Source organism: Candidatus Devosia phytovorans (assembly GCA_029202405.1).
In the GTDB taxonomy this organism is placed as follows: domain Bacteria; phylum Pseudomonadota; class Alphaproteobacteria; order Rhizobiales; family Devosiaceae; genus Devosia; species Devosia phytovorans.
In genome coordinates, this window is record CP119312.1 from 534,726 (window position 1) to 557,695 (window position 22,970).

23 protein-coding genes are annotated in these 22,970 nt (G+C 63.0%); 12 read left to right on the forward strand and 11 right to left on the reverse strand.

Features of this window, described 5'->3' with window-relative positions:
- Positions 1-106: 106 nt before the first annotated feature.
- The gene (ade, locus tag P0Y65_02565; GenBank protein WEK06712.1) at positions 107-1,816 is read right to left on the reverse strand and encodes an adenine deaminase; all 1,710 of its coding nucleotides are present in this window, start codon (positions 1,814-1,816) and stop codon (positions 107-109) included.
- Between the two features lie 118 nt (positions 1,817-1,934).
- On the opposite strand from ade, the gene P0Y65_02570 reads away from it, so the two are divergent.
- A complete protein-coding gene (locus P0Y65_02570) occupies positions 1,935-2,096 on the forward strand; it encodes a hypothetical protein (protein WEK05158.1) in 162 nt (53 codons plus the stop codon).
- Positions 2,097-2,098: 2 nt separating this feature from the next.
- Positions 2,099-3,094 (forward strand): DNA topoisomerase IB, encoded by a 996-nt coding sequence (locus tag P0Y65_02575; protein ID WEK05159.1) that lies wholly within the window; start codon positions 2,099-2,101, stop codon positions 3,092-3,094.
- Here P0Y65_02575 and P0Y65_02580 read toward each other — a convergent pair.
- Complete coding sequence (locus P0Y65_02580) at positions 3,091-5,313, reverse strand: EAL domain-containing protein (GenBank protein WEK05160.1); 2,223 nt, start codon at positions 5,311-5,313, stop codon at positions 3,091-3,093. The genes P0Y65_02575 and P0Y65_02580 overlap by 4 nt on opposite strands.
- Before the next feature lie 258 nt (positions 5,314-5,571).
- On the opposite strand from P0Y65_02580, the gene P0Y65_02585 reads away from it, so the two are divergent.
- From P0Y65_02585 to P0Y65_02600, 4 genes are all read left to right on the forward strand, one after another.
- Positions 5,572-6,618, forward strand: a complete 1,047-nt coding sequence (locus P0Y65_02585; GenBank protein ID WEK05161.1) for an NAD(P)-dependent alcohol dehydrogenase — start codon at positions 5,572-5,574, stop codon at positions 6,616-6,618.
- 145 nt (positions 6,619-6,763) lie between these two features.
- Positions 6,764-7,549: an SDR family oxidoreductase gene (locus tag P0Y65_02590; GenBank protein WEK05162.1), complete on the forward strand. Its 786-nt coding sequence runs from the start codon at positions 6,764-6,766 to the stop codon at positions 7,547-7,549.
- Positions 7,550-7,803: 254 nt separating this feature from the next.
- Positions 7,804-8,370 carry a hypothetical protein gene (locus tag P0Y65_02595; protein WEK05163.1) on the forward strand — a complete coding sequence of 189 codons (567 nt, stop codon included), beginning with the start codon at positions 7,804-7,806 and terminating at the stop codon, positions 8,368-8,370.
- Positions 8,371-8,401: 31 nt separating this feature from the next.
- A complete protein-coding gene (locus tag P0Y65_02600) occupies positions 8,402-8,911 on the forward strand; it encodes an MgtC/SapB family protein (GenBank protein WEK05164.1) in 510 nt (169 codons plus the stop codon).
- A 278-nt stretch (positions 8,912-9,189) separates the two neighbouring features.
- On the opposite strand, the gene P0Y65_02605 is transcribed toward P0Y65_02600, so the two are convergent.
- Positions 9,190-9,729 (reverse strand): response regulator, encoded by a 540-nt coding sequence (locus P0Y65_02605; protein ID WEK05165.1) that lies wholly within the window; start codon positions 9,727-9,729, stop codon positions 9,190-9,192.
- Between the two features lie 235 nt (positions 9,730-9,964).
- Between P0Y65_02605 and P0Y65_02610 the strand changes: the two genes are divergently transcribed.
- A complete protein-coding gene (locus P0Y65_02610) occupies positions 9,965-11,650 on the forward strand; it encodes a hypothetical protein (protein ID WEK05166.1) in 1,686 nt (561 codons plus the stop codon).
- On the opposite strand, the gene P0Y65_02615 is transcribed toward P0Y65_02610, so the two are convergent.
- From P0Y65_02615 to P0Y65_02625, 3 genes are read right to left on the reverse strand one after another with little or no spacing between them, the layout of a single operon-like run.
- On the reverse strand, positions 11,647-11,979 hold the full coding sequence (locus P0Y65_02615) for an SMR family transporter (GenBank protein WEK05167.1): 333 nt from the start codon (positions 11,977-11,979) through the stop codon (positions 11,647-11,649). The genes P0Y65_02610 and P0Y65_02615 overlap by 4 nt on opposite strands.
- Complete coding sequence (gene murD, locus P0Y65_02620; protein WEK05168.1) at positions 11,976-13,277, reverse strand: UDP-N-acetylmuramoyl-L-alanine--D-glutamate ligase; 1,302 nt, start codon at positions 13,275-13,277, stop codon at positions 11,976-11,978. The genes P0Y65_02615 and murD overlap by 4 nt, the downstream gene beginning before the upstream one ends.
- Positions 13,267-14,610: a hypothetical protein gene (locus P0Y65_02625; protein WEK05169.1), complete on the reverse strand. Its 1,344-nt coding sequence runs from the start codon at positions 14,608-14,610 to the stop codon at positions 13,267-13,269. The genes murD and P0Y65_02625 overlap by 11 nt, the downstream gene beginning before the upstream one ends.
- A gap of 115 nt (positions 14,611-14,725) precedes the next feature.
- Here P0Y65_02625 and P0Y65_02630 point away from each other — a divergent pair, with 115 nt between their 5' ends.
- Positions 14,726-15,154 carry a YciI family protein gene (locus P0Y65_02630; GenBank protein WEK05170.1) on the forward strand — a complete coding sequence of 143 codons (429 nt, stop codon included), beginning with the start codon at positions 14,726-14,728 and terminating at the stop codon, positions 15,152-15,154.
- 97 nt (positions 15,155-15,251) lie between these two features.
- Here the strand turns inward: P0Y65_02630 and P0Y65_02635 are convergent, their stop codons facing one another.
- A complete protein-coding gene (locus P0Y65_02635) occupies positions 15,252-16,145 on the reverse strand; it encodes a metallophosphoesterase (GenBank protein ID WEK05171.1) in 894 nt (297 codons plus the stop codon).
- Between the two features lie 110 nt (positions 16,146-16,255).
- Between P0Y65_02635 and P0Y65_02640 the strand changes: the two genes are divergently transcribed.
- Positions 16,256-16,735: an NUDIX domain-containing protein gene (locus P0Y65_02640; protein WEK05172.1), complete on the forward strand. Its 480-nt coding sequence runs from the start codon at positions 16,256-16,258 to the stop codon at positions 16,733-16,735.
- 146 nt (positions 16,736-16,881) lie between these two features.
- Here the strand turns inward: P0Y65_02640 and P0Y65_02645 are convergent, their stop codons facing one another.
- Positions 16,882-17,841 (reverse strand): glutathione S-transferase family protein, encoded by a 960-nt coding sequence (locus tag P0Y65_02645; GenBank protein WEK05173.1) that lies wholly within the window; start codon positions 17,839-17,841, stop codon positions 16,882-16,884.
- Positions 17,842-18,203: 362 nt separating this feature from the next.
- On the opposite strand from P0Y65_02645, the gene P0Y65_02650 reads away from it, so the two are divergent.
- The 3 genes from P0Y65_02650 (at position 18,204) to P0Y65_02660 (ending at position 20,640) form a co-directional block, all read left to right on the forward strand.
- A complete protein-coding gene (locus P0Y65_02650) occupies positions 18,204-18,758 on the forward strand; it encodes an N-acetyltransferase (GenBank protein WEK05174.1) in 555 nt (184 codons plus the stop codon).
- 92 nt (positions 18,759-18,850) lie between these two features.
- Positions 18,851-19,477: a CoA pyrophosphatase gene (locus tag P0Y65_02655; protein WEK05175.1), complete on the forward strand. Its 627-nt coding sequence runs from the start codon at positions 18,851-18,853 to the stop codon at positions 19,475-19,477.
- Positions 19,474-20,640, forward strand: coding sequence for a CCA tRNA nucleotidyltransferase (locus P0Y65_02660; GenBank protein WEK05176.1), 1,167 nt, complete (start codon positions 19,474-19,476; stop codon positions 20,638-20,640). The genes P0Y65_02655 and P0Y65_02660 overlap by 4 nt, the downstream gene beginning before the upstream one ends.
- On the opposite strand, the gene P0Y65_02665 is transcribed toward P0Y65_02660, so the two are convergent.
- The 3 genes from P0Y65_02665 to hemF form a co-directional block, all read right to left on the reverse strand.
- Positions 20,637-20,834, reverse strand: coding sequence for a DUF1059 domain-containing protein (locus tag P0Y65_02665; GenBank protein WEK05177.1), 198 nt, complete (start codon positions 20,832-20,834; stop codon positions 20,637-20,639). The genes P0Y65_02660 and P0Y65_02665 overlap by 4 nt on opposite strands.
- Before the next feature lie 64 nt (positions 20,835-20,898).
- Positions 20,899-22,074, reverse strand: a complete 1,176-nt coding sequence (locus tag P0Y65_02670) for an AAA family ATPase (GenBank protein WEK05178.1) — start codon at positions 22,072-22,074, stop codon at positions 20,899-20,901.
- 6 nt (positions 22,075-22,080) lie between these two features.
- Positions 22,081-22,959 carry an oxygen-dependent coproporphyrinogen oxidase gene (gene hemF, locus P0Y65_02675; GenBank protein WEK06713.1) on the reverse strand — a complete coding sequence of 293 codons (879 nt, stop codon included), beginning with the start codon at positions 22,957-22,959 and terminating at the stop codon, positions 22,081-22,083.
- Positions 22,960-22,970: the final 11 nt, after the last annotated feature.

The following is a 22,970-nucleotide window of genomic DNA, read 5'->3' on the forward strand; positions in this document are numbered from 1 at the left end:
GCGATCTCGAAGGTCGGGCGGCAGGGCGCCGCAAAAGCGGCTGCACTAGACCTCAAGAAAAGCTGAACGGCAATGTCAGATTTGACGCAGCTTCTGCATCGTCCTGTCAGTCCACAAAATCAAACTTGTCGACATCGAACAGCCCTCGATCGGTCATCTTGAGATGGGGAATGACCGGCAGCGCCAGGAAGGCCACCTGGAGGAAGGGCTCGGGCAGGGTGCAGTCAAGCGCATAGGCCGCTTCGCGCAGGGCGTGGAGATCGTGGGTGACCTCTTCGAAGGGTTTTGGGCTCATCAGGCCGGCGATGGGCAAGGCCAGTTCCGCCGTCACCTTGCCACCGTCGGAGACAACGAAACCGCCCTTGAGTTCGATCAGCCGGTTGACCGCCACGGCCATGTCCTCGTCTGTGGCGCCGATCACTGTGATATTGTGGCTGTCATGGCCGACCGAGGAGGCGATGGCGCCGCGCTTGAGACCGAAGCCTTTCACGAAACCACGCCCGATATTGCCGTTCTTGCCATGCCGCTCGATGACCGTGACCTTGAGAACATCGGCCTCGAGATCAGGCAGCGTGCCGCGCTCGCTGCTGGGCAGGGTGGCGCTGTCGCGGAAGGTCAGAATCAGGCCAGGTTTTACGCCAATGACCGGCGTCTGGTTGCGATCGGACCGCACCGGCACGATGAAATCGTCAGCGCTGACCGGCTTGGCTTTCATGGATTGAAGTCCAACCGGCTCGACCGGCTGGCGGGCAGCAAAGAGCTCGGGCGTCACCAGGCGCCCGGCGGTCACCACGTCGCTGACGCGGCAATCTTCGAGACTATCGAGCAGGACAATGTCGGCGCGCCAGCCGGGCGCGACGAGGCCGCGATCGCGCAGGCCAAAGATACGCGCGGCCGAATGGCTGGCGGCGCGATAGACGTGATGCAGCGGCCGGCCCATGGCAATCAGGCGCCGGATGGAACTGTCGAGATGGCCTTCCTCGGCGATGTCGAGCGGATTGCGGTCATCGGTGCAAAGGGCAACGAAGCTAGACGTATTCTCGTCCAGCACTTCGGCCAGCGCCTTGAGGTCCTTGGAGACCGAGCCCTCGCGGATCAGGATGGCCATGCCCTTGGCGAGCTTTTCGCGCGCTTCGGCGGCGCTGGTCGCCTCGTGGTCGGTGCGGATGGCGGCGCTCAGATAGCCGTTGAGCGCGGTGCCCAGCAGCAGCGGCGCATGGCCATCGATATGGCCGCCCTGGAAAGCCACGAGCTTGGCGATAATGCCCGGGTCGGCACTGAGCACGCCGGGGAAATTCATCATCTCGGCCAGGCCAATGACCTTGGGATGGGTGCGGAATGGTTCGAGATCCTCGATTTCCAGCGCCGCGCCGGCCGTTTCGAAAGCGGTTGCAGGCACGCAGGAGGAAAGGTTGAGGCGGATATCCATCACGCTCTGCTCGGCGCTGTCGAGAAAGTAGCGAATACCCTCGGCGCCGATGACATTGGCGATTTCGTGGGGATCGCAGATCACCGTGGTCACGCCATGCGGCAGCACGCAGCGATCGAATTCGAGCGGGGTCACCAGCGAGGATTCGATATGCAGATGCGTATCGATGAAGCCCGGCACGGCAAAGCGCCCCGTGCCGTCGATCTCGCGCTTGCCGCTATAGAGTGCATGCGTGCCGACGATACGGTCCTCGACAATGGCGATGTCGGTCTCGGTCACCGCGCCGGTGATGACGTCGAACAGTTGCACATTCTTGATGACGAGGTCCGCCGGTTCCTTTCCCTGTCCTGCCATGATCATGCGGGTGAGGGTGGCGGCATCGGTCATGGAAGTATCCTGCTGGTCGGTCATGGCCGAAACTCTTCTGCTCACGGCTTCGCGTCAAGGCCCCAGCGGAACCGGCACGGGCTCGCATCCGTTGGCCTGTCACAGCAAGGAGAGCGCCATGAAAACCTATGATGCCGACAAGACTGCAACCGAGGCGCGCCAGGCCAGCCCGCGCAAAATGAATCTGCGCGTGCTCGTGACGTCCCTGATCGGGATCGTGGTGCTGTTTGCCGTGATCTACATCGTCTATTCCATGACGCAGCAGGGCGTGGCGAGCTAAGCATGCGCCTCAGCAAGGTTACCCGCGATGACCTGACCCTCTGCCGCCGCAAGAGCGGCAAGGGTTTTTCCTATCGTGATGCCGATGGCAAGCTGGTCGGTGACGCCGCCACAAGGGATCGGATCCGATCCCTGGGCATTCCGCCGGCGTGGCGCGACGTGCGGATTGCCGCCAAGGCCAATGCGCATATCCAGGTGCTGGGTGTCGATGAGGCCGGGCGCGATCAATATATCTATCATCCCGAATGGGAATTGCGCCGCGACGGCAAGAAGCAGAAGCGGCTGTCGGCGCTGACCGCCGTATTGCCACGCCTGCGCAAGAAGATTGCCGAGGCCCTGGATGCCGAGACTGGCAGTCGCGAACTGGCCCTCGCCATTGCCGTGGCGCTGATCGACCGTACGGCCATGCGCGTGGGGCGCGAAAAATATCTCGAAACCAGCGGCACGCGCGGCGCCGGCACGCTCTATGCCCGCGACGTTCGGGTGACGGGCGACGAAGTCTGCATGAATTTTGATGCCAAGGGCGGCAAGCGGGCCGAATATTGCCTGACTGATCCGTCGCTGGCCCAGGCGGTCAGCCGCATCAAGACGCTGCCGGGCAAGCGGCTGCTGGTCTACCGGAATGAGGCGGGAAAAATCCGACCGATCAAGACCGGCGCCATCAATGATTTCCTGCGCGATCTCGCAGGCGTCGAGATTTCGGCCAAGGATTTCCGCACCCTGCATGCGTCGGCCCTGGCCGGCGAGGCATTGGCGGAGATGGAGGTCGGCACATCGGAAACCGCGCGCCGCCGCCAGATGGCGCAGGTGGCCAAGCAGGTGTCGGACGTGCTGCGCAACACGCCCACCATCTGCCGCAAATCCTATATCGCGCCGTGCCTGTTCAAGCTGTTCGACGACGGCAAGCTTTCTGCGCTTTGGAATGCTGCCGGCAAAGGTCGGACGGGGCTGCTGGCGCGAGAGAAGCGACTGGGCGTCGTGCTGGCTTCGGTGACCTAAGCGGCGCGGATCGGCTGAGGCTCTTCGCGTTCATCAGCATCGCGGAAGCGGGCGAGGATCTGCTCTTCAGTGACACCGCCCGAAAACAGGAAACCCTGCAGCGTGTTGCAGCCGAGCTGGCCCAGAATATCGGCCTGGCCTTCTGTTTCGACACCTTCGGCCGTCACTTCGAGGTCCATGGCATGCGCCAGGGTGACGATGGCGCGGGTGATGTCGACCGAGACATGGCCCTCGGCCAACTGGATGACGAAGGACCGGTCGATCTTCACGCGGTCGACCGGATAGCGCTTGAGATAACTCAGCGATGAATAGCCGGTGCCAAAGTCGTCGAGCGCAATATGGATTCCCGCAGCACGGAGCTTGCGCAGGTTTTCCGACGAGACGTGTTCGTCGTCGAGCAGGATGGATTCGGTGATCTCCAGCTCCAGGTCGCCCGGCTGCATGCCGGTCTGGCCGAGGACGGTGAAGACCTGGGCCGCAAAGCGCGGATTGCGCAACTGGGTGGGCGAGATATTGACCGCAATGGTGCGCCCGGGTGCCTGGGCGCCCAGGGCACAGGCGCGGCGCAGCACGAAATCGCCCAGCGCGAGGATCAGCCCGGTGCTTTCGGCCACGGGGATGAAGCGGGCGGGCGAGATCTGGCCGTAGACGGGATGGTGCCAGCGCGCCAGGGCCTCGGCACCGATGATCCTGCGGCTGGCCTGGTCAACCAGGGGCTGGAAGACCACCGAGAGCTGGTCGTTGCGCTGCAAGGCCTCGCGCAACTCGCCCTCGATCGTATGCTGCAGCTGCACCTGCTCGTCCATATGCTCTTCGTAGACGACATGGCGGTTGCGGCCATTGGCCTTGGCCTCATAGAGGGCGATGTCGGCCTTTCGCATCAGCTCATAGGGTTCGACGCCGCGGCCGCCTGCCGTCACGATGCCGATGCTGGCGCCGACATGGGCCTTGAACTGGTGCAGGTCGAAGGGCTGGCCGATGGCTTCGATGATGCGTCCGGCAATGGCGGCGGCATCCTCGATCTGCTCGCGATCGGCGATCATGACGATGAATTCGTCACCGCCGAGGCGGGCGATCATCGGGTCAGCGCCCACCACCTGCCGGATCCGCTGGCCGACGGCACGGATCAGCTCGTCGCCGGCCTGGTGGCCCAGCGTGTCATTGACCTGCTTGAAGCGGTCGAGGTCGAGCATCAGCAGGGCGACATTGGTATTGGGGCCGGTGTGCTCGGTCAGCAGGTGCGCCAGGCTCATGTCGAACTGCATGCGGTTGGGCAGGCCGGTCAGCCGGTCATGGGTCGCCTGGTGCTCCGCCTGGCGACGGCCGGTCTCGAGGGCGGTCGAGGAGCGGCGCAATTGCGCCAGCAGCAGGAAAACCAGGATCGATCCGATGGCAAAGGCGACGAGCAGCACGGGCCCGGTCTGGCGCAGCATGGTCAGGCCCGGCCGGTCGCGGTCCCATTCGAAAAAGGCCACGAACCGTCCGCTGGTGCTGGCGATCGGGAAGACGGCGGCGTCGGCACTGGCGCTGCGCGACAGCGAAAAGCGGCCGTCGTCGAAATGGGAGTCGCGGTTGATGCGGGCGGCCATGCCGTCATCGAGGAACATCACCCCGATCAGCAGCGCCTCGCTACCCGGCTGCTGGATGATCGCCCCGGTATTGGAGACAATGGTGGCAACGGCAATCAGGGCCGGCACGCCATCGACGACACCGAAATCTGAAATAGAACTGATGGACCGCCCCGGACCGTCGGCATTGCTGCCGGTGGGTCTGGTGCGGATACGGTCGACGAGGCCGAGGATTGGTCCCGGCAGGCGATAGGCCTGGGTCGGATCCTGCGCCAGCCCCTCGCTGCTGAGGTAGATCGGCGTGTTATACTGGTCGACGATTATGGTGCGGTTGAAGTCGAAAAAGCTCGCCATCCACTTGCCGACATTATTGTCGATCCACTGGGGATTGGGCCGCAGCTTGGCGTTGAGCACCGTGTCATCGCGGACCGCCAGCGTGCTGAGGTCGCGCACCACCTGGTTGCGCTTGCTCTGGATCACCTGACGGATGGTACTGTTCTGCCGCGTCAGCGCGCGCTCGTCGACCGTCGCCGTCGACCAGAAGACGAAGCCCAATACCGCCGCTGCCGTCAGGCCCAATACCAGCACGACCGGCAACAACATGGCCGTGGAAAAATGCCAGCGCTGGTACGTCGGAACGTTGGTCGACATGTGTGTCCGCAAGAAATGAGCGCCCGGACCATAACCTCGCGGGAATTGCAGAGAAGTTACCAAGTCACTGGCAAGCAACTACAATCACGCGCTCGCTTTTTCGCCGAACATTACTTGGCTGGTCTAAACCACGGGCACGATACGAAATCGCGGGAGACGACCTTGTCACCCCCCGGCGCGGTGACCTAGGCTTTGATTTCAGACATTGGCGCGATCGGCCCGTCAGAAGGCCGGGTGCCGTATAGAGGAAGTCCTGAAATGAGCAAAGTCCGCGCCCTCGTTCTCGAACGCCAGCATGAGTTGGCGCTGCGCGACATCGAGCTTCCCATGGATGTCGGGCCGGGCATGGTCAGAATCGCCATCCACACCGTGGGCGTCTGCGGCTCGGACGTGCACTACTATACCCACGGCAAGATCGGCCCCTTCGTGGTCAATGCGCCGATGGTTTTGGGCCACGAGGCTGCCGGCACGGTGGTCGAGCTGGGCGAGGGCGTAACCCATCTCAAGGTCGGCGACCGCGTCTGCATGGAGCCGGGCATTCCCGATCCCAATTCGCGCGCCAGCCGGCTCGGCATGTATAATGTCGATCCCGCCGTCAGCTTCTGGGCCACCCCGCCGGTGCATGGCGTGCTGACGCCTGAGGTGGTGCATCCGGCCAATTACACCTTCAGGCTGCCCGACAACGTGAGCTTTGCAGAAGGCGCCATGGTCGAGCCTTTCGCGGTGGGCATGCAGGCGGCGACCAAGGCAAAGATCACACCCGGCGATACGGCCGTGGTGCTGGGTGCCGGGCCGATCGGCACCATGGTGGCGCTGGCCGCCCTGGCCGGCGGTTGTGCCCGCGTCATTGTCGGTGATCTGGCCCAGCCCAAGCTCGATATCGCCGGCCAGTATCAGGGCATCATTCCAGTCAATATTCGCGAGAAGAACATTGCCGAGGAGGTTGCCCGGCTGACCGATGGCTGGGGCGCCGACGTCGTGTTCGAATGCTCGGGCTCGCCGCATGCCTGGAAGACCATCATGGACCTGCCGCGTCCGGGCGGCTGCATCGTTGCTGTCGGCCTGCCGGTCGAACCGGTGGCAGTGGATATTTCCAGCGCTTCGGTCAAGGAGGTGCGGATCGAGAATGTCTTCCGCTATGCCCATCAGTATGACCGCGCCATCGCCCTGATCGCCTCGGGCAAGGTCGATCTCAAGCCGCTGATTTCCGAGACTTTTGCCTTTGAGGACTCCAAGGCGGCCTTCGATCGCGCGGTGGAGGCAAGGCCGACCGATGTGAAGCTGCAGATCAGGGTGGCGGGATAGTGCCGCGCCCTCGTGGTTCGAGGCTCGGCAAGGGCCTCGCACCTCACCATGAGGGCTACTGAGAACGCGATTTTCCAACAGTCCTCATGGTGAGGCGGGAGCGCAGCGACCCTCGAACCAGGTGGGCGTGGCAGGGAGCAGGCAAATGGATCTCAATCTACGCGACAAGGTGGCCGTCATCACTGGCGGCACGGTGGGCATTGGCCTCGCCATTGCCGAGGGCCTCGCGGCGGAAGGCGCCAATCTGGTGCTGGTCGGGCGCAACAGGGAGCGCACCGATGACGCGGCGGCACAGGTCGCAGACAAGCACGGCGTCATCGCCATGGGCATATCCGCCGACGTGGCCACGGCCGAAGGCTGCGATGCGGTGATCAAGGGCGCGACCAAGGGTTTTGGCGGGGTCGATATCCTGATCAACAATGCCGGGACGGGGTCCAACGAAACCATTGCCGAGGCCGACGATGCCAAATGGCAGTATTACTGGGACCTCCATGTCATGGCCGCGGTGCGGCTGGCGCGGGGGCTGGTCCCGTCGATGAAAAACCGCGGCGGAGGCGTCGTGTTGCACAATGCGTCGATCTGCGCCGTGCAGCCACTCTGGTACGAGCCGATCTACAATACGACCAAGGCGGCGCTGATGATGTTTTCCAAGACGCTGGCCAATGAGGTGGTGGGCGACAATATCCGGGTCAACACGGTCAATCCGGGACTGGTGCTGACGCCGGACTGGATCAAGACGGCGAAACAGATTGCCGACGAGGATGGCTGGCAGGCCCATCTCCAGGGCGTAGCCGACGAGGCGGGCGGCATGAAGCGCTTCGCGACGCCGGAAGAGCTGGCGAACTTTTTCGTCTTCCTGTGTTCCGACAAGGCGAGCTATTCCACCGGCTCCACCTATTTCGTCGATGGCGGATGGTTGAAGACGGTTTGATGCTGCCGCTGTCCGGATCAGTGCTGGGAATAGACGTCGGGACATCGCTGTCTCGGCGCTCGACTGGCATATGCCGGCTGACGTGGACAGCCGACACGGTCGTTTGGCGCATTGAGCGCTGCACAGCCGAACCGTTGGAGAGGGCGAGCACCGTTGCCCGGGTCGCAGGCGGTCATAGCATGTTAGCGGCCGCCATAGATGGCCCGTTGGTGCCTGGGCTTGGATTGCATGGGCGATATCGCTCCGCAGAGCAAATGCTGACGCTTCGCATAGCCAAGCAGATCGGCAAACCCGGGCAGTCGAGCACCAAGGTGGGCAGAAACCTCAACAGTGCTGCGAATGACTGTGCTCTTGATGCCTTGGCACAGGGCACGATCGCACCATCGGTTCACGCTACGGCTATCCACCCAGCCTCCATTGTCGAAGCATTTCCCTCGTCTTTTTTGGGCTTGCTGCTGGGCAACCCTGCAGCAGTACCGGCAACGCGGCACGATCGATCAGATCGCTTCTATGCCTTTTTGGCCGAAGGTGGTCAGCTTGGTGCGCTCGTTGCCTCGCAGTTGCCGGGGCGCCGCTGCGCTGTGTCGCTCCGCAATGTGAAAAATCACGACGACCGTGCTTCCCTCGTATGCGCTTTGACCGCGCTTTGTCTTGCATCAGGGGACTATTCCGCTGTTGGGAACGATAGCGATGGTTGGATCATCTTGCCCCCGCTGCGATTTATCGCGCCATGGGCAATTCCAGCACTTCGTGCCAACGAAGATGGCAACCTCAGGGGCCGCTTCGTTTCCTGGAACCATGGCAGGCAGCTAGTGTTGTGACTTCAGCGTCACAAATCCCGGAAATACCGCCATGGATATCGGCAACGAATTCGGTTTCGTTCAGACCTATCTTCCCCAGCATATCATCGCCATTCGCCTGCTGATCGCGGCGGTGCTGGGCGCGATGATCGGCTTCGAACGGGAGTTCAATACGGCCGAGGCCGGGTTGCGCACGCATATCCTGATCTCGGTTGCCGCGGCGCTGTTCACCATCCTCGCCTTCGAGATCTACCACACCATAGAGCCAGGTGGCGCCAATGGGCCGCAGGCCGACCCGATCCGTGCCGTGGAAGCGGTGACCGCCGGCATTGCCTTTCTGGGCGCGGGCGCGATTTTTCGCGCCGGCAGGAGCGTGCAGGGGCTGACGACGGGCGCGGGCATGTGGCTGGCGGGTGCCGTCGGTGTTTCGGCGGCGCTGGGCTATTATTTCATCGCGCTGGGCACGGCGATCCTGGCCGTGGTTGTCCTGGCCGCGCTGCGCGCTTTTGCGCATAATGTCGTCGATCAGCAGAAGACCAAGCCGGATGCCGACGCCCGATAGCTTTGGCGGCGGTGGGGAGAAGCGGAAAATTCGGCGGCGACGACGAGGGACATACGCGCTGCCAGTCTGCTTCTCCCCGCTTGCGACCATGACCGGGAGGAATCACGATCGCGCCGGTGCACCGACCCTCTTGGAGTGGGATCTGGCGCTCCGCGACGGCCAAAACGGCGTCGCAGATCAGAGTGGCCGGAGGAGCGCCTGGGAATGCAGATCCAGTCCTTGCGGGCTGGGCGTGCAGCGCTCCCCCTGACCTTGGCATGTCGCCTGTGGACGCAGGGTTACATGCCAACCGGTGCCGGACGCAGGCTATGCGTCCAGAAACTGAGAAGGCTTGCCGCTTCGCGCCGATAGGCGTCCGAATCGGCATGCCGCAGAAAGACTGCTGCGGCGCCCGCCTGCAGCAGCGCGTCGCGACTGCTCGGCCTGTCAGAATGGCTCATGGCCACCATGAGGATGCCGGCGCGACGGGCCAGCTTGTTGATGTCGCGCAAAAAGTCCGCATTGGCTTCGCTGTGCGACTTGAGGTCCACGACCAGCAGGGCAGGGTGGTCTGCCTGCTCGTCGGCGAGCAGGGACACCAGGTCCTGCTGCCCGGCGATCGCGCCGTCAAACCAGCGCAGGGGTGGTGATCCCAGGGCTTTGAGGGTTCGCATCAGCAAGGCTGCCGATTGCGGATCATCGTCCACCAGCGCCATGTAGGGCGCCCTGTTCATGTCGTCGTTCAATGCAAACCCCGCCGGATCGCCAAAGGCGGCCCGAGCCGCAACAGCAGATGCCTGGCCCGTCATCGGACGGTCAGGGTCCACCCAGATACGCAAACCGATTGCCGCCGCAGGGCACCGACCGGAGGTGACATTGTCGGGCCAGAGACGCCGACCGGCGCCCTATGCGGCAAAAGCTGTCCGCGGGACAGGCTAACTGGGGTAATGACGGGTAAGCCGCGCTTGCGTTTTACATGTAAAGCGTCACAATTCGCCGCGTTGCGGAGGACTGACGGTGGCACGAGAGGCGCCACAGCGAGAAGCGATCATGCAGGCACTTGAGCAATTGCTCATGTGGCCAGAAATTGCACGCTCTCCGCAACTTGGCAAGTTCCTCGATTATATTGTGCAGCGCACGCTGGTGGGCGACGAACAGGCCATCAAGGCCTATTCCATTGCTGTTGACGTGTTCGGTCGGGGCGAAGACTTCGATCCGCAAAGTGATCCGATCGTCCGGGTGCAGGCGCGCCGCCTGCGCAGCCTGATCGACGACTACTATCGCGGGCCCGGCGCCAATGATGCCTTGCAGATCCGTCTGCCAACCGGTCGCTATATCCCCGAATTCGTCGCCGGCAGCGAAAGCGCACCTGCCGTGCCCGATGCCGACGCAGGGCCGGGGCCGACCGGTATGCGGCCCGGGGCGCCGGTACAATCCAAGTCAACGCCCCGCTACCTGCTCGGTGGCATTGTCGGTGCCATTGTTCTGGGTGTCGTGGCACTGGTGCTGTTTGTGCCGCGTCAGCGCGGTGATGACGCGGGCGCAGGCCTGATGGACCGCCCGGTCATCGGTATCGTGGAATTCCAGAACCTTGTCATCGATACGGCTCGACCACCTCAGGTTGCGGGCCTCGCCATCGAACTGGTGACCGATCTCGAACAGTTTGAAAATCTGAGGGTGCTCTATCGCAGCGGCGCCGAAGCGGACGTAGGGACCAATGGTGCTCCGCTGGACGACTTCGTCCTGACCGGCATCGTGCGGCAGGACGGGGACCAAGTCCAATATAGCGCCATTCTGACCGATACTCACAGCGGCGCCGTGGTGTGGGACCAGACATTGACGGTGCCGCAGGCCGAGGCGGCCCAGCAGAGCGTGCTCGATCGCGTGTCGCTCTCCTTTGGCCTGGTGCTGGGCAGTCCGCGCGGACCATTGCATGCCGCCGCCCGGCAGCTGATGGCCACGGCATCACCCGTCGACAATGTCACGCTCTACCTCTGCCGCGTGCTGTTTGATCGCTATCGCGAAACCGGCAGCAGTACCGATGCGCAAGGTGCCCGGGCCTGTTTTGATGCTCTGCCCGAGGTCGACAAGCAGGATGCGATCGCCTTGGCGGCGCAGGCCAGCCTGATGGCGGAAGGGGGGGATGGTTCGGCGGAGACCGCTGTACCCCAGGCCGACCGGGTCCGGCAGGCGCAGATCAATCTGAACCGGGCACTTGCCGATGATCCGATCAGCGGTTTCATCTGGGAGCAGCAGGCGCGGCTGCACGCCGGGCAGGGCAATTTGCCTCTGGCACGCGCCGACTATGCCTCGTCGGTTCAGCTCAATGCTGCCAATGCCGATGCCCTGGCAGGTTTTGCGCTGATCCTGGCCCTGAGCGGCGGGCTCGACCAGGCCGAGCTCATGGCGCGCAATGCGGCCGAGCATTCGCCTCAACCGCCACCCTGGTACTTCGCCGTGCCAACGCTGTTGTCGCTGCGCGACGGCAACTATGCCGCTGCGGTCGAGAGCGCCGAACTTTACGCGCAGGCCGACCGGGAACTGGGTCCGGTGCTGGCCATCATGGCGGCGCAGCAGGCCGGCAATGGCGATGTGGTCAATCGCTACCTGCCCGAAGTGCTCGAGGTCGCCAGCTTCCGCGCCAAGGGCGTGCTGCCGCGCCTGCGCGAGCGGATCAGCGACGATGGCCTGATCGACTCCATCCGCGGCTCACTGACCGAGGCCGGCGTGCCCTGGGCGGCCCTCACACGCGGCTTCTAGTGGGTGGAAGACTGGGAGAAGAGGTTGATCACCAGCACACCCGCCAGGATCAGGCCGATGCCGATCAGCGCCGGTGCATCCAGCGTCTGGCCATAGGCGAAGAAGGCGATGATCGAGACGAGGATAATTCCCACGCCCGACCAGATGGCATAGCCGATGCCGACGGGGATGGTCTGCAGGGCCAGCGAGAAGAAGTAGAAGGTGATGCCATAGCCCACCACCACGACGATCGTCGGCACCAATTGGGTGAAGCCGGCCGAAGCGCGCAGAAAGCTCGTGGCGATGACTTCGCCGACAATGGCGATCGCAAGGTAGGCAAGGCCGTTCATTTTTGCTCCGGGGCAAAGATCGCTTCGGCGAGTTCGACAAAGCGTCGGCCGCGTTCCTCGAAATTCTTGAACTGGTTGTAGCTCGGCGCACCTGGCGAGAGGATGACAGTGTCGAAGTTTTGCGCCTGCTGTTTCAGCGCGAGCATCGCCGCTTCCAGATCGGGCTCTTCGAGCACGACAATGCTCGAACTGGCCGCGCGCGCGGCCTTGGCGAGGCGCGAACCGGTCACGGGCAGACAGATCAGGGTAGATACCAAGAAGTCGTCAAGCATGCTTGCGAGTTCGGTATAGTCCTGTTCGCGCTCGTGTCCGCCCCCGATCAGCGCGATGCGATGCCCGCCATAGGCCGCGAGCGCCGCCTTGGTGGCTTCGGGCGTGGTCGAGATCGAGTCATTGACGAAGAGTTTTTGCCCAAAACGATGCTCTTCGAGGCGATGCGGCAGGGGTACGAAGGCGGCGATACCGCGCAGCACGCCGTCGAGATTTGCCCCTGCTGCCAATGAGATACGGGCGGCCAGGCGGGCATTGTCGAGGTTATGCGCGCCCTTGAGACGGGAGCCGAGCACCGCCTTGTCCACCGCCTTCTGCTCGTCGGGAGTCAGGTCGCGGATCAGCCGCCGATGGTCGCGCACCGCCATGGCCACCAGTGCATTGCCCTGCGCCGCCGCCCCCAGCGCTACCGGAAAGCCACCATCGCGATCGATCAGATGCAACTTGTCCTTATAGTAGCGTTCGACCGAGCCATGCCAGTCGACATGCTCGGGGTAAAGGTTTGTCACTGCTGCAATATCTGGCAGGAAATTCATGTCTGCCGTCTGGTAGCTCGACAGCTCGAAGATCACCACGGCATGCCGATCGGCGATTTCCAGCGGGGCCAGACCGACGTTTCCAGCCAGCCCCGCATCAACACCGGAGCGGGTGAGCATGAGGTGGACGAGGGTCGCGGTGGTCGATTTGCCCTTGGTGCCGGTGATGGCGATCACCGTGCGCCCCATACGATATGTGGCGCCCCAGAGGTTTAGGTTCGATGTCGTAGGGATGCCGGCATCACGGGCGATGTCGAAAATGGGCTTGTAGCGCGACACGCCCGGGCTTTTGACGATCAGGCCGAAGCGATGGGCATGAATGGCATCGGGCAGATCGGCGGGATGAATTACTTCGGCATCCGAAATAATTGCTTCGCCGCTGTCGACCGTTACGAAAACCTGCAGATCTGGTTGTCGCGCCTTGAGAAATGCCCGGGTTGAATTGGCCTCTCGGCCGGCGCCATAGAGCAGGATGGGCTCTTCAAACCGCATAGGCGGCCACCTTGGCGGCCATCGCCGGCGGAATATGGTGGTCGTGACTGTCGGTCAGGCACTCGGCCATGGCCAGTTGCAGGGCCGGTTCGCCATATTGGGCGAAGAGGTCGGCTTTTACCGCCTTGACCACCGCCGCTTCGTGCCAATCGGCGTGACGCGTCAGGGTGTAAAGGCATGCTGCGGCTTCAAGAATTTCCCCAACGCATTCCCAGGGTTTCTGTCCGGCGAGGCCAGCCAGTTCGCGGAAGGATGCTTCATTGGCCGGGTTGTCGAGCAGGTTCTTGCCGAAGATCGACAGCAGGCGGTCCTTGGCCATGAAGGGCGCGAAAATAAGAAACACGAAATGGCATTTCGGGCATTCGCCGCACCACAGCGGGCCATCATTGCCGGTCAGGCGGAAGTTCCTGTTGCAGCTCGAAAAAACGCGGTCGAACTTGCTCTCCTGGGTGAAGAGCGAGGCGATGCGGGCTTCCGAATAGGGGCGCAGCAATGAAAAGTATTTCAACGCGCCGCCGGTGGCATCGCTGAGGATCGAGGCGATCAGCAGTTCGAAGCCAAGCGACTTGGAATATTGGTGATTGGTCTCGCGACCATCAAATTCAACATTACCCTCGCTGGCCGAACGCTCGTTGCTGAGGACGATCTGGTTGTAGCCAAACAATAAAGCGCAGAGCGAGGCGATCATGGAATTGATCGCGGTCGAGGGCACATGGCCATTGTAATAGCCGGGCTCCTTGCCGAGCCGGATCATTTCGGCATCCAAGGTCCGCGTCACATAGACCGGCGCGGTGCCGATCTTGTCGACCGAAGTCAGGATCGGGCCCTTGGGATTGACGGCAAAGGGCGAAAATTCAATGCCGACATGGGTTAAGAGGTCCACGCTCACCAGCGAATCCTTGCCGCCACCGATCGGCAGCAGGGTGCGTTCGGGCAGGGCAGGGGCGGGCTTCTTCTCTTCGGCGTCGAGCGGCGCAGTGATCGTCAGTTTTCCGAAGCGCTGCAGGTTGTTACGCGCGTAGAATTCGCCAAGGCCATTTTCGTAGACGTCGATCGCAAAGGCGCGCTCGGCCTCGGTCAGCGCAATGTCAGGCGCGTGAATTTCGAACGGTGCCAGCAGTTTGAAATAGCTGACGCCCAGGACAATGGCCGTCAGGTCCAGCAGCTTGGCAAAGCTGGCGCTGCCGGCCATTGCAGCGTCGGCGCTTTCGGGCAGGCCCAGTGTTTCGACGAAATGCAGGTCGCCCAGGGCATAGCCAAAGCTGGCCTTCCCGGAGGCAGGGTCAAACGTCGGGCGCTCAATAGAAAACTGTTCGGTCAAGGCTGGGGTCACTCGGTGATCTCAAGATCATATAGGTGATTTGCGGACGTGGCGGGAGTGGGGCACTTTGCCTGTCGAAATTTCCCAAGCCCGTTCGTCGTCCTGATAGCAACAACAGGAGAGTGCAATGCGTGTGATCGTTTTCGTCAAGGCTACCGCGGACAGCGAAGCCGGAACCCTGCCCACCGGCGATCTGCTGGAAGCCATGGGCCGCTACAATGAAGAACTGGTCGATGCCGGAATTATGCTGGGCGGAGAGGGGCTTAAGCCTTCATCGAACGGCAAGCGCATCGGCTTTGACGGCACGGGCCGGACAGTGATCGACGGGCCGTTTGCCGAGACCAAGGAATTGGTGGCCGGCTACTGGATCTGGGAGGTGCGCGACATGGACCATGCCGTCGAGTGGGTGAAGCGCTGCCCCAATCCGATGCTCGGCTACAGCGAGGTGGAAATCCGCCCGGTGTTCGAAATGAGCGACTTCGCCGAGGTGATGACGCCGGAAGCCGAGGCGGTGCACAATCGGGTGGTCGAGAAGGAGAAGGGGCTCTCCAGATAAGAGTAGGAGGGGGTATCCCTCTTAGCCATTCGGCCATAGGCCTCATGGCCTGCTTCGCTAAAATCGCGCCACTGGCGCGATTTTCCCTGCGGGACGCTCAGCAGATTCGCATCTGCAGCCGCATGACGATGTCATGGCCGAGCCGCTGGAAGCCGTATTCGCGCATCGTGCAAGTCCAGCCGTCGCTGGTGCGCTCGATCTTGAAGAGGTTGTAGCGGGCCGGGTCGTCCAGCGTGCCACCTTGCGCGGCGCTGGCGGCGGCGACGCCGACCACCGGCACTTCCTTGCCCTTGCCGGGAATGGAGTGAATGGACGAGCGATGCGTGTGGCCATGCAGGACCAGTTCGGCGCCATGTTCGGCAATGACCTGGCGGAACAGCTTATGGCCCTTGAGGCCAAATGAGGGGTGCTGCAGTTCGGGATTGGGCGGGTGATGGATCATCACGGCGCGGAAGAAGCCGGCTTCGCCCATGAGCTTGAGGATCCGGCCAAGACGCTCGGCCTGCTTCTCATCGAAACGGCCGACCGCCAGGAAGGGGCGCGTCGGCACCGCGCTGGAGCAGGAGATCATCGCCACTTCGTCGCCGACACGGCGCACAAAGGGGAAGGCGGCTTCGTCGAGCGTTTCGCCCTTCATATAGTCGCCCCAGATCTCCTGGGCGGATTCGAGGGCGCCTGGGACATAGGCGTCGTGATTGCCGGGGCAAACGGCGACCTTGTCGGCATTGCCAAGAGCCTCGAGCCACTTGCCGGCGCGCTCGACTTCAAAGCGCAGCGCCAGGTTGACCAGATCGCCGGTGACGGCCGTAAAGTCGGCGTTCTGGGCCTGCATATGCGAAACGAGGCTGGTCAGCGTTTCGCTGTTGAGCTCGCCATGGCGCTTGATCTTCCAGTTCAGGAAGCCGGTCAGGCGCTTGCCCAAAAGGTCACGCCAGACGACGTCGGGCATGGGGGACAGGTGGATGTCGGAGATATGGGCAAGTGTGATCATCGCGGGCCTAATGCCAGAAGGGACGCGACAAGAAAACGGTCAATCGCCCCAAGCGTGGATTTTGTCCTCATCAAGTCTCTGCTACCGGTAGCCGGCAAAGGAGTGTTTCGATGCAGTTGACGCGCACGCAGCAGTTGATCGGCAAGGTGTTTCTGACGGCCAAAGGCCTGATGCACCGCCTGACCATGGGGTCGCGGGTGATGCTGGTCGATGGCGACAAGGTCTTGCTGATCCGCCATCAACACTTTCCTGGCTGGCAGTTTCCCGGCGGTGGCGTCAGCCCGGGTGAGACGCTCGAACATGCTGGCGCACGCGAGACGCTGGAAGAAACCGGCTATCGCGTGATCGGTTCCATGCAGCTCTTCGGCATCTATCACAATACCGGCCCGGTCACGAACCGCGATCATGTGGCCTTCTGGGTCTGCACCAGTTTTGAAAAAGCCTATGAACGCAAGGCAGACCGCGAGATTGCCGAAGTAGTGTGGTTCGATCGGCATGCGCTGCCGGAAAAGATTACCCCCGCGACCTCGCAGCGCATCGACGAGTATTTTGATCACGTCGAGAAGCGCGACATCTGGGGCTATCCATAGTTTTGTGCCACGCCCTCGTGGTTCGTGGTTCGAGGCTCGCAAGAGCTCGCACCTCACCATGAGGGCTACTGGAACCTGATGGGTCAACAGCCCTCATGGTGAGGTGCTTTGCGTAGCAAAGCCTCGAACCACGAGGGCGTGCCTGGTCACTTCAGGAACGGCAGTTCCGGTCCGACGGGCACGATCCGCGTCGGATTGATGGTGATGTGGCTCCAGTAGTAGTGCGTCTTGATATGGTCGAGATCGACCGTCTCCTTGACGCCGGGCTGCTCGTAGAGCGCCTTGAGGTAGTGCGAGATATTCTCGTAGTCGGCGATGCGGCGGATATTGCACTTGAAGTGGCCGACATAGACGGCATCGAAGCGCACCAGCGTAGTGAACAGGCGCCAGTCGGCCTCGGTGATCGTGTCGCCGGTCAGATAGGCGGTCTCGCCCAACAGACCCTCGACCCAGTCGAGCGCGGAAAAGAGCTCGGTGACATTGTGGTCATAGGCTTCCTGCGTGGTGGCAAAGCCGGCCTTGTAGACGCCGTTGTTGATGGCGTCATAGACGCGGGCATTGACCGCATCGATCTTCTCGCGCAGCGGCTCGGGATAGAAGTCATCGGTGTTGCCGGTCAGCTCGTCGAAGGCCAAGTTGAACATGCGGATGATTTCCGAGCTCTCGTTGGAGACGATCGTCCCGGTCTGCTTGTCCCAGAGCACCGGCACGGTGACGCGGCCGGTATAGGCCGGATCGACCTGGGTATAGACCTGCCAGAGAAAGTCCTTGCCCAGGAGGTCGTCGCCGGTCGAGCCGGAAGCCTTGTCGAAGCTCCAGCCGGTTTCGTCGGGCATTTTGGGCGAGACGACTGAAACCGTGATCAGGTCCTCGAGGTTCTTCAGCTTGCGGAAGATCAGGGTGCGGTGTGCCCAGGGACAGGCCAGCGACACATAGAGATGGTAGCGGCCCGGCTCGGCCTTGAAGCCGCCGACGCCCGAGGGGCCGGGGCTGCCGTCGGCCGTGACCCAGTTGCGGAAGCCGGCCTGGCTGCGCTTGAACTCGCCGCCCGTCGCCTTGGTGTCATACCATTGGGTAGACCATTTTCCATCGATCAATTGTCCCACGACCGAGCCCTTTCCGTCATCATGTCGACTCCTTGTCCGGTTCAACTGCCGGGAGTCGTTTGCGTTGCCTGAAACATAGCGTCCGACCGAACGGGCGATAAGGCGGTTCTGCCGTAACGATCCGTTGTGCATTTTGAGCACAGGCGCCGTGCGGACATTGAAATAGAGGCTTGAGGCCATGATTTTCGTTTTACGCGAGGCCCCCTTGGTGCTAATGCGATTTCAGGCGTGGAGGCGCCCAGGATGGCGAAGGTTTTGCGAGTGACAGTGTCGGCTAACCGACGACCGTAATCGGTCCCTACCAGGCGGTGCTCATGCGAGCGCCGGGTTTGTCCTACGCATCATCATTCCGGATCATCGTCATGACCCCTTCGTCTGCGCCCTCGGCTGCACCTGCTGTCTCCGCTGCTCCTGTCCGTATCCCGACCGTTCGCCCTGCCACTGTTGCCGACGACGCCTTCGTCGAAGAGCTGCAGGCGATTGCCTTTGGTCCGGGGCGGTTTGCCAAGACGGCCTATCGCATTCGCGAGCGCTTCCAGATCGACCCCAGCCTCAGCCTTGTGGCCGAAGTCGAGGGCGAGGCCTGCGGTTCGGTATGGATGACGCCGATCTCCATCGGCGGCATCAATGGCTGGATGCTGGGCCCGCTGGCGACCCATCCTAATTTCCGCAAGCTCGGCGCCGGCAAGCTGCTGGCCCGCGAAGTCAGCAAGCGCGCCCTGGCGCGCGGCGATGGGCAGTTCGTCATGCTGGTGGGCGACAGGGACTATTACTGCCCGATTGGCTGGGAGCCGACCACCCTGGGCAATATCGCCTTCCCCGGCCCGGTGGATCCGACGCGCGTGCTGCTGCTGGCCGACGACAAGAGCCTTGCGGCGACGCTGAGCGGCCCGATCGAGGCCTGGCTGGACGCCTAGAGGCTTCCTATATGGGACAAGTGCGGTGAGGGGTGCCCATAGGGGGATTCCTCGCCTACAGTTCCGGTCCCGAAATCATTGCTGGTAGTCCCTTGTCGTCTGACGACGTGATCATCGAGCGCCTGGCCACGCGTCTTCTGGTCAGTCCTCCCCCCTTGCCGCCTGCTGACAGGCTGGTGCCCGACTGGGCGCCGGCGCAGCCCTTCACACGCCCGCCCGTCCCGGCGGCGGTGCTAATCGCGCTGATTCGGCGGCCAGAAGGGCATACCGTGCTCTATACCGAGCGCTCACCCGACCTGCGGGCGCATTCCGGCCAGGTGGCCTTTCCGGGCGGCAAGGTCGATGCATCAGACGCGGATGTCGGTGCGGCAGCGCTGCGCGAGGCCTTCGAGGAAGTGGGTATGGAGCGCGAGGATGCGCAGGTGATCGGTTTCATGCCGACCTATTTCACCGGCACCAATTATCTGATCACGCCGGTGGTGGCGACGGTGGAACCGAGCGGGCCCTTCGTGCCCAATCCGGGCGAGGTGCATTCCGTGTTCGAAGTGCCGCTGCAGCGCATCCTCAAGCCGGAGAGCTATGGCGAATTCCGCATCAGCCGGGATGGCAAGGAGCATCGCACCTGGCAGATCGACCATGATGGCCATCGCATCTGGGGGATTACCGCCAATCTCACGCGTCGCTTCCGTGACCTGGCGATGAGCGAGGTGGTGCCGTGAGCGACTTGTCCCAGGCGGAATGGCTAAACAAGCCTGAAACGCAGGCGATCCTGGCCGCGCTCGACGGGCACAAGCGGCGCACGCGGGCGGTGGGCGGCGTGGTGCGCGACACGATCATGGGCCGTGATCACTCGGGCGATATCGATATGGCGACCGAGCTGTTGCCTGATGAGGTGATCGAGCGGGCAAGGGCTGCGGGGATAGCTGTTTATCCAACCGGGATAGAGCATGGCACGGTGACCCTGAGGCTGGGTGACGTGCTGGCCGAGGTCACGACGTTGCGGCAGGATGTCGAGACCGATGGGCGACATGCCGTCGTGGCCTTTGGCACGGATTGGGTCGAGGACGCCCGCCGGCGCGACTTCACGCTTAACGCGCTCTATTGCGCCGCCGATGGCACGCTCTATGACCCGCTTGGCGGGGTGGAGGATGCGCGCAATGGGCGGGTCCGCTTTATTGGCGCGGCCAGCCAGCGCATCGCCGAAGATGGGTTGCGGGTCTATCGCTTCTTCCGCCTGTCGGCGAGCCATGCGGCAGAAAAGTTCGATCCCGATGGCCTCAGCGCCTGCGCCGATGCCGTCAACAGGCTGGATCACCTGTCGCGGGAGCGGGTGGGCGGCGAGGTCATGCGCATGCTGGGCTTGCCGCGTGTGGCGCTGACGCTGGCGGTGATGTCCGAGATCGGGCTGCTGCGGCTGGACGATCAGGTCCTGCGCGATCTGGTGGCTTACGAGGATATCGGCGGGCAGTCCGTAGCGGCGCGGCTGGCGATGATTGCCGGGCCCCAGCTGGACCAATACCAGGCACGGTGGCGTCTCTCAAATGAGGTGGTTGGACAGGCGCAAACTGTGGGCAGGGCCGCGGACCTCATGGCTGACGAGCGGATCGCTGAAGCAGCGTATCGGCATGGCGAGTTGGCCGTGGAGGGATTGGCAATCGCCGCGGCGCGCGGCAAATGGGCACCGGCGCGACTGGCCGAAGGCGCACGCATGCTGGGCTCACTGGTGGTGCCGCCGTTTCCGGTCAGCGGCCACGACCTCGCCGGCCTCGGCATGGTGCCGGGACCGGCGCTTGGTATCGAACTGGCCCGTCTAGAGCGAGCCTGGATCGACAGCGGCTTTGCCCTTGGCAAGGCAGAACTATTGGCAGAAGCCCGGATCTAATGCTTGGTCGGGGCCTTGTCGTCGGTATCGACGATGCGTTCCTTGATGCGCTCGATCATTTCCGGACGGATCTCGGTTTCACCGTGATGCGTGCGGAGGTTTTCGACAGCGCGGCGGACCACTTCGGCCTCACTCTCGGCCTCGGCATGCCAGGTGGCGCCTGGGATCAGCGAACCAGATTCAAAGCGTTTCATTGTCTCATCTCCCTTTTTCGTAAACGGGATATGAAGAACGTCCGAGCGCTGGCGGGGTTCCGATCTAGTCGTCCGCGAATTCGCCCAGTTGGTTCAGGCCTTCGAGCCATGTGCCATGGTCGCCGCGGATCACTTCGCGCGGCAACACGCCACTTTCGGCGGCGATGGCATCGGCGAGTTCGCGCGAATGGGTGACGACCCAGATCTGGCTGCGCTCGGCTGCCTTGACGATCATGCGGGCCAGCATGGGCATCAGGGCCGGATGGAGGCTGTTCTCGGGTTCGTTGAGCGCGATGAAGGGCGGCAGACGATAGGAGAGCAGGGCACCAGCCAGCGCGATGAACTGGAGCGTGCCGTCGGACAGTTCATGCGGGCCAAAGACGCGCTTGGGCATTTCCGGGAAGCGCATGCCGAAGGTGGCGAATTCGCCGGGCTCGGGGATGATCAGCTCAGCGCCGGGAAAGGCGTCTTCCATGGCCCGGTCGAGATCGATGCGGTCGCCGCGAATGTGATGCAGTGTGGCGAGCACGGCGCCAAGATTGCTGCCATCCGAAGCCAGGGTGGGCGAGGTCACGGCGAGCGAAGGCCGGCGCAGCGGCGATTCCGCATCGGTGCGAAAGCCATGGAAGAAGCGCCAGGCGATGAGCGAGTCGCGCACCATGGCGATTTCGGATCGTCCCGACAGGGCCGCGAGAGCCGTTTCGCTGGCCAGCAGGTCATCAGTGGCGAGTTCTCGGCGGCCGGAAGCATCGCGGGCCCAGGCCGCGCCGCCCTTGCGATCCATCAGGTTGGTCGTCTTGCCGCGCTGCCGCCACTCGAGGCTTTCGGACTTGATCTGCGCTTCATGGTCAAAGGCGGCCGTGGCCTTTTTGGGCGCGAAACTGACTTCGAGCCGGTAGGTCGGGTCAAAACTGCCATCGCCCAGATCGGCAAAGCTGGCGGCGAGACGGAGGCTATTGCCTTCGTCCTTGCGGTAGCCGTCGGTGCGGTACATGGGGTCGAAGCTGCCGTCGGCTGACAGGTTCTTTCCGCCCGCCCAGAAGATCGAAACCAATCCGCCTTCCCGGGCGATTTCCTGCGCCAGTGTGCCTTTTGCCGCTGCCTGCAGCAGTTCGAGCGAGCGGTAGAGATTGGTCTTGCCCACGCCATTGCCGCCGACCAGCACCGTCAACTGCCGCAGGGGAAACCTTATCTTGCGGACAGAGCGGTAGCCGATGATTTCGACGGCAGCGAGGGTCATGTCATCTCACGGCCATTTCACCGCAGGCGGCATGGAAGAGAGGATCGAATTGACGTTGCCGCCGGTCTTGAGGCCAAAGGTCGTGCCACGATCGTAGAGCAGGTTGAATTCGACGTAGCGACCGCGACGGATCAACTGCTCGTCGCGCTCGGCCTCGCTCCATTGGGTCTCGAAATTGCGGCGGACCAGTTCGGGATAGATGCCGAGGAAGGCTTCGCCGACGGCCTTGGTGAAGGCGAAATCGGCATCCCAGTCGCCGGAATTGTGGTGGTCGTAGAAAATGCCGCCGGTGCCGCGATGCTCGTTGCGATGGGGCAGGAAGAAATAGTCGTCGCACCAGGCCTTGTAGCGCTGGTAGTCGACGCCGGGATTGCTGTCGCAGGCCGCTTTCATGGCGGCGTGGAAGTCCATGGTGTCGCGATCGTCCTGGGTGCGGCGGCGATCGAGGACGGGTGTCAGATCAGCGCCACCGCCAAACCACTGCTTGCCGGTGACGATCATGCGCGTGTTCATGTGCACGGCCGGAACATGGGGGTTCCACGGGTGCACGATCAGAGAAATGCCCGAGCTCCAGAATTTGGCGCCCTCTTCGGTGCCCGGCATCTGCTTGGCGAAATCCGCGGAGAATTCCCCGTGAACGGTGGAGATATGGACTCCTGCCTTTTCAAAGACGCGGCCGTGCAGCATGCCCATCTCGCCACCACCACCGGCAGCACGGTCCCAGGGGGTGATTTCGAACTTGCCGGGGGCGAGATCGGCCTGCGGACCCTGGACATCTGCTTCAATCCGCTCGAGCGCGGCAAAGATCCTTCCGCGCAGGGCGCGGAACCAGGCCTGGGCCGTGGTCTTTTTGGCTTCGATATCGTCGGGGAGGGCGCTTTGCATCGTCATGGCGG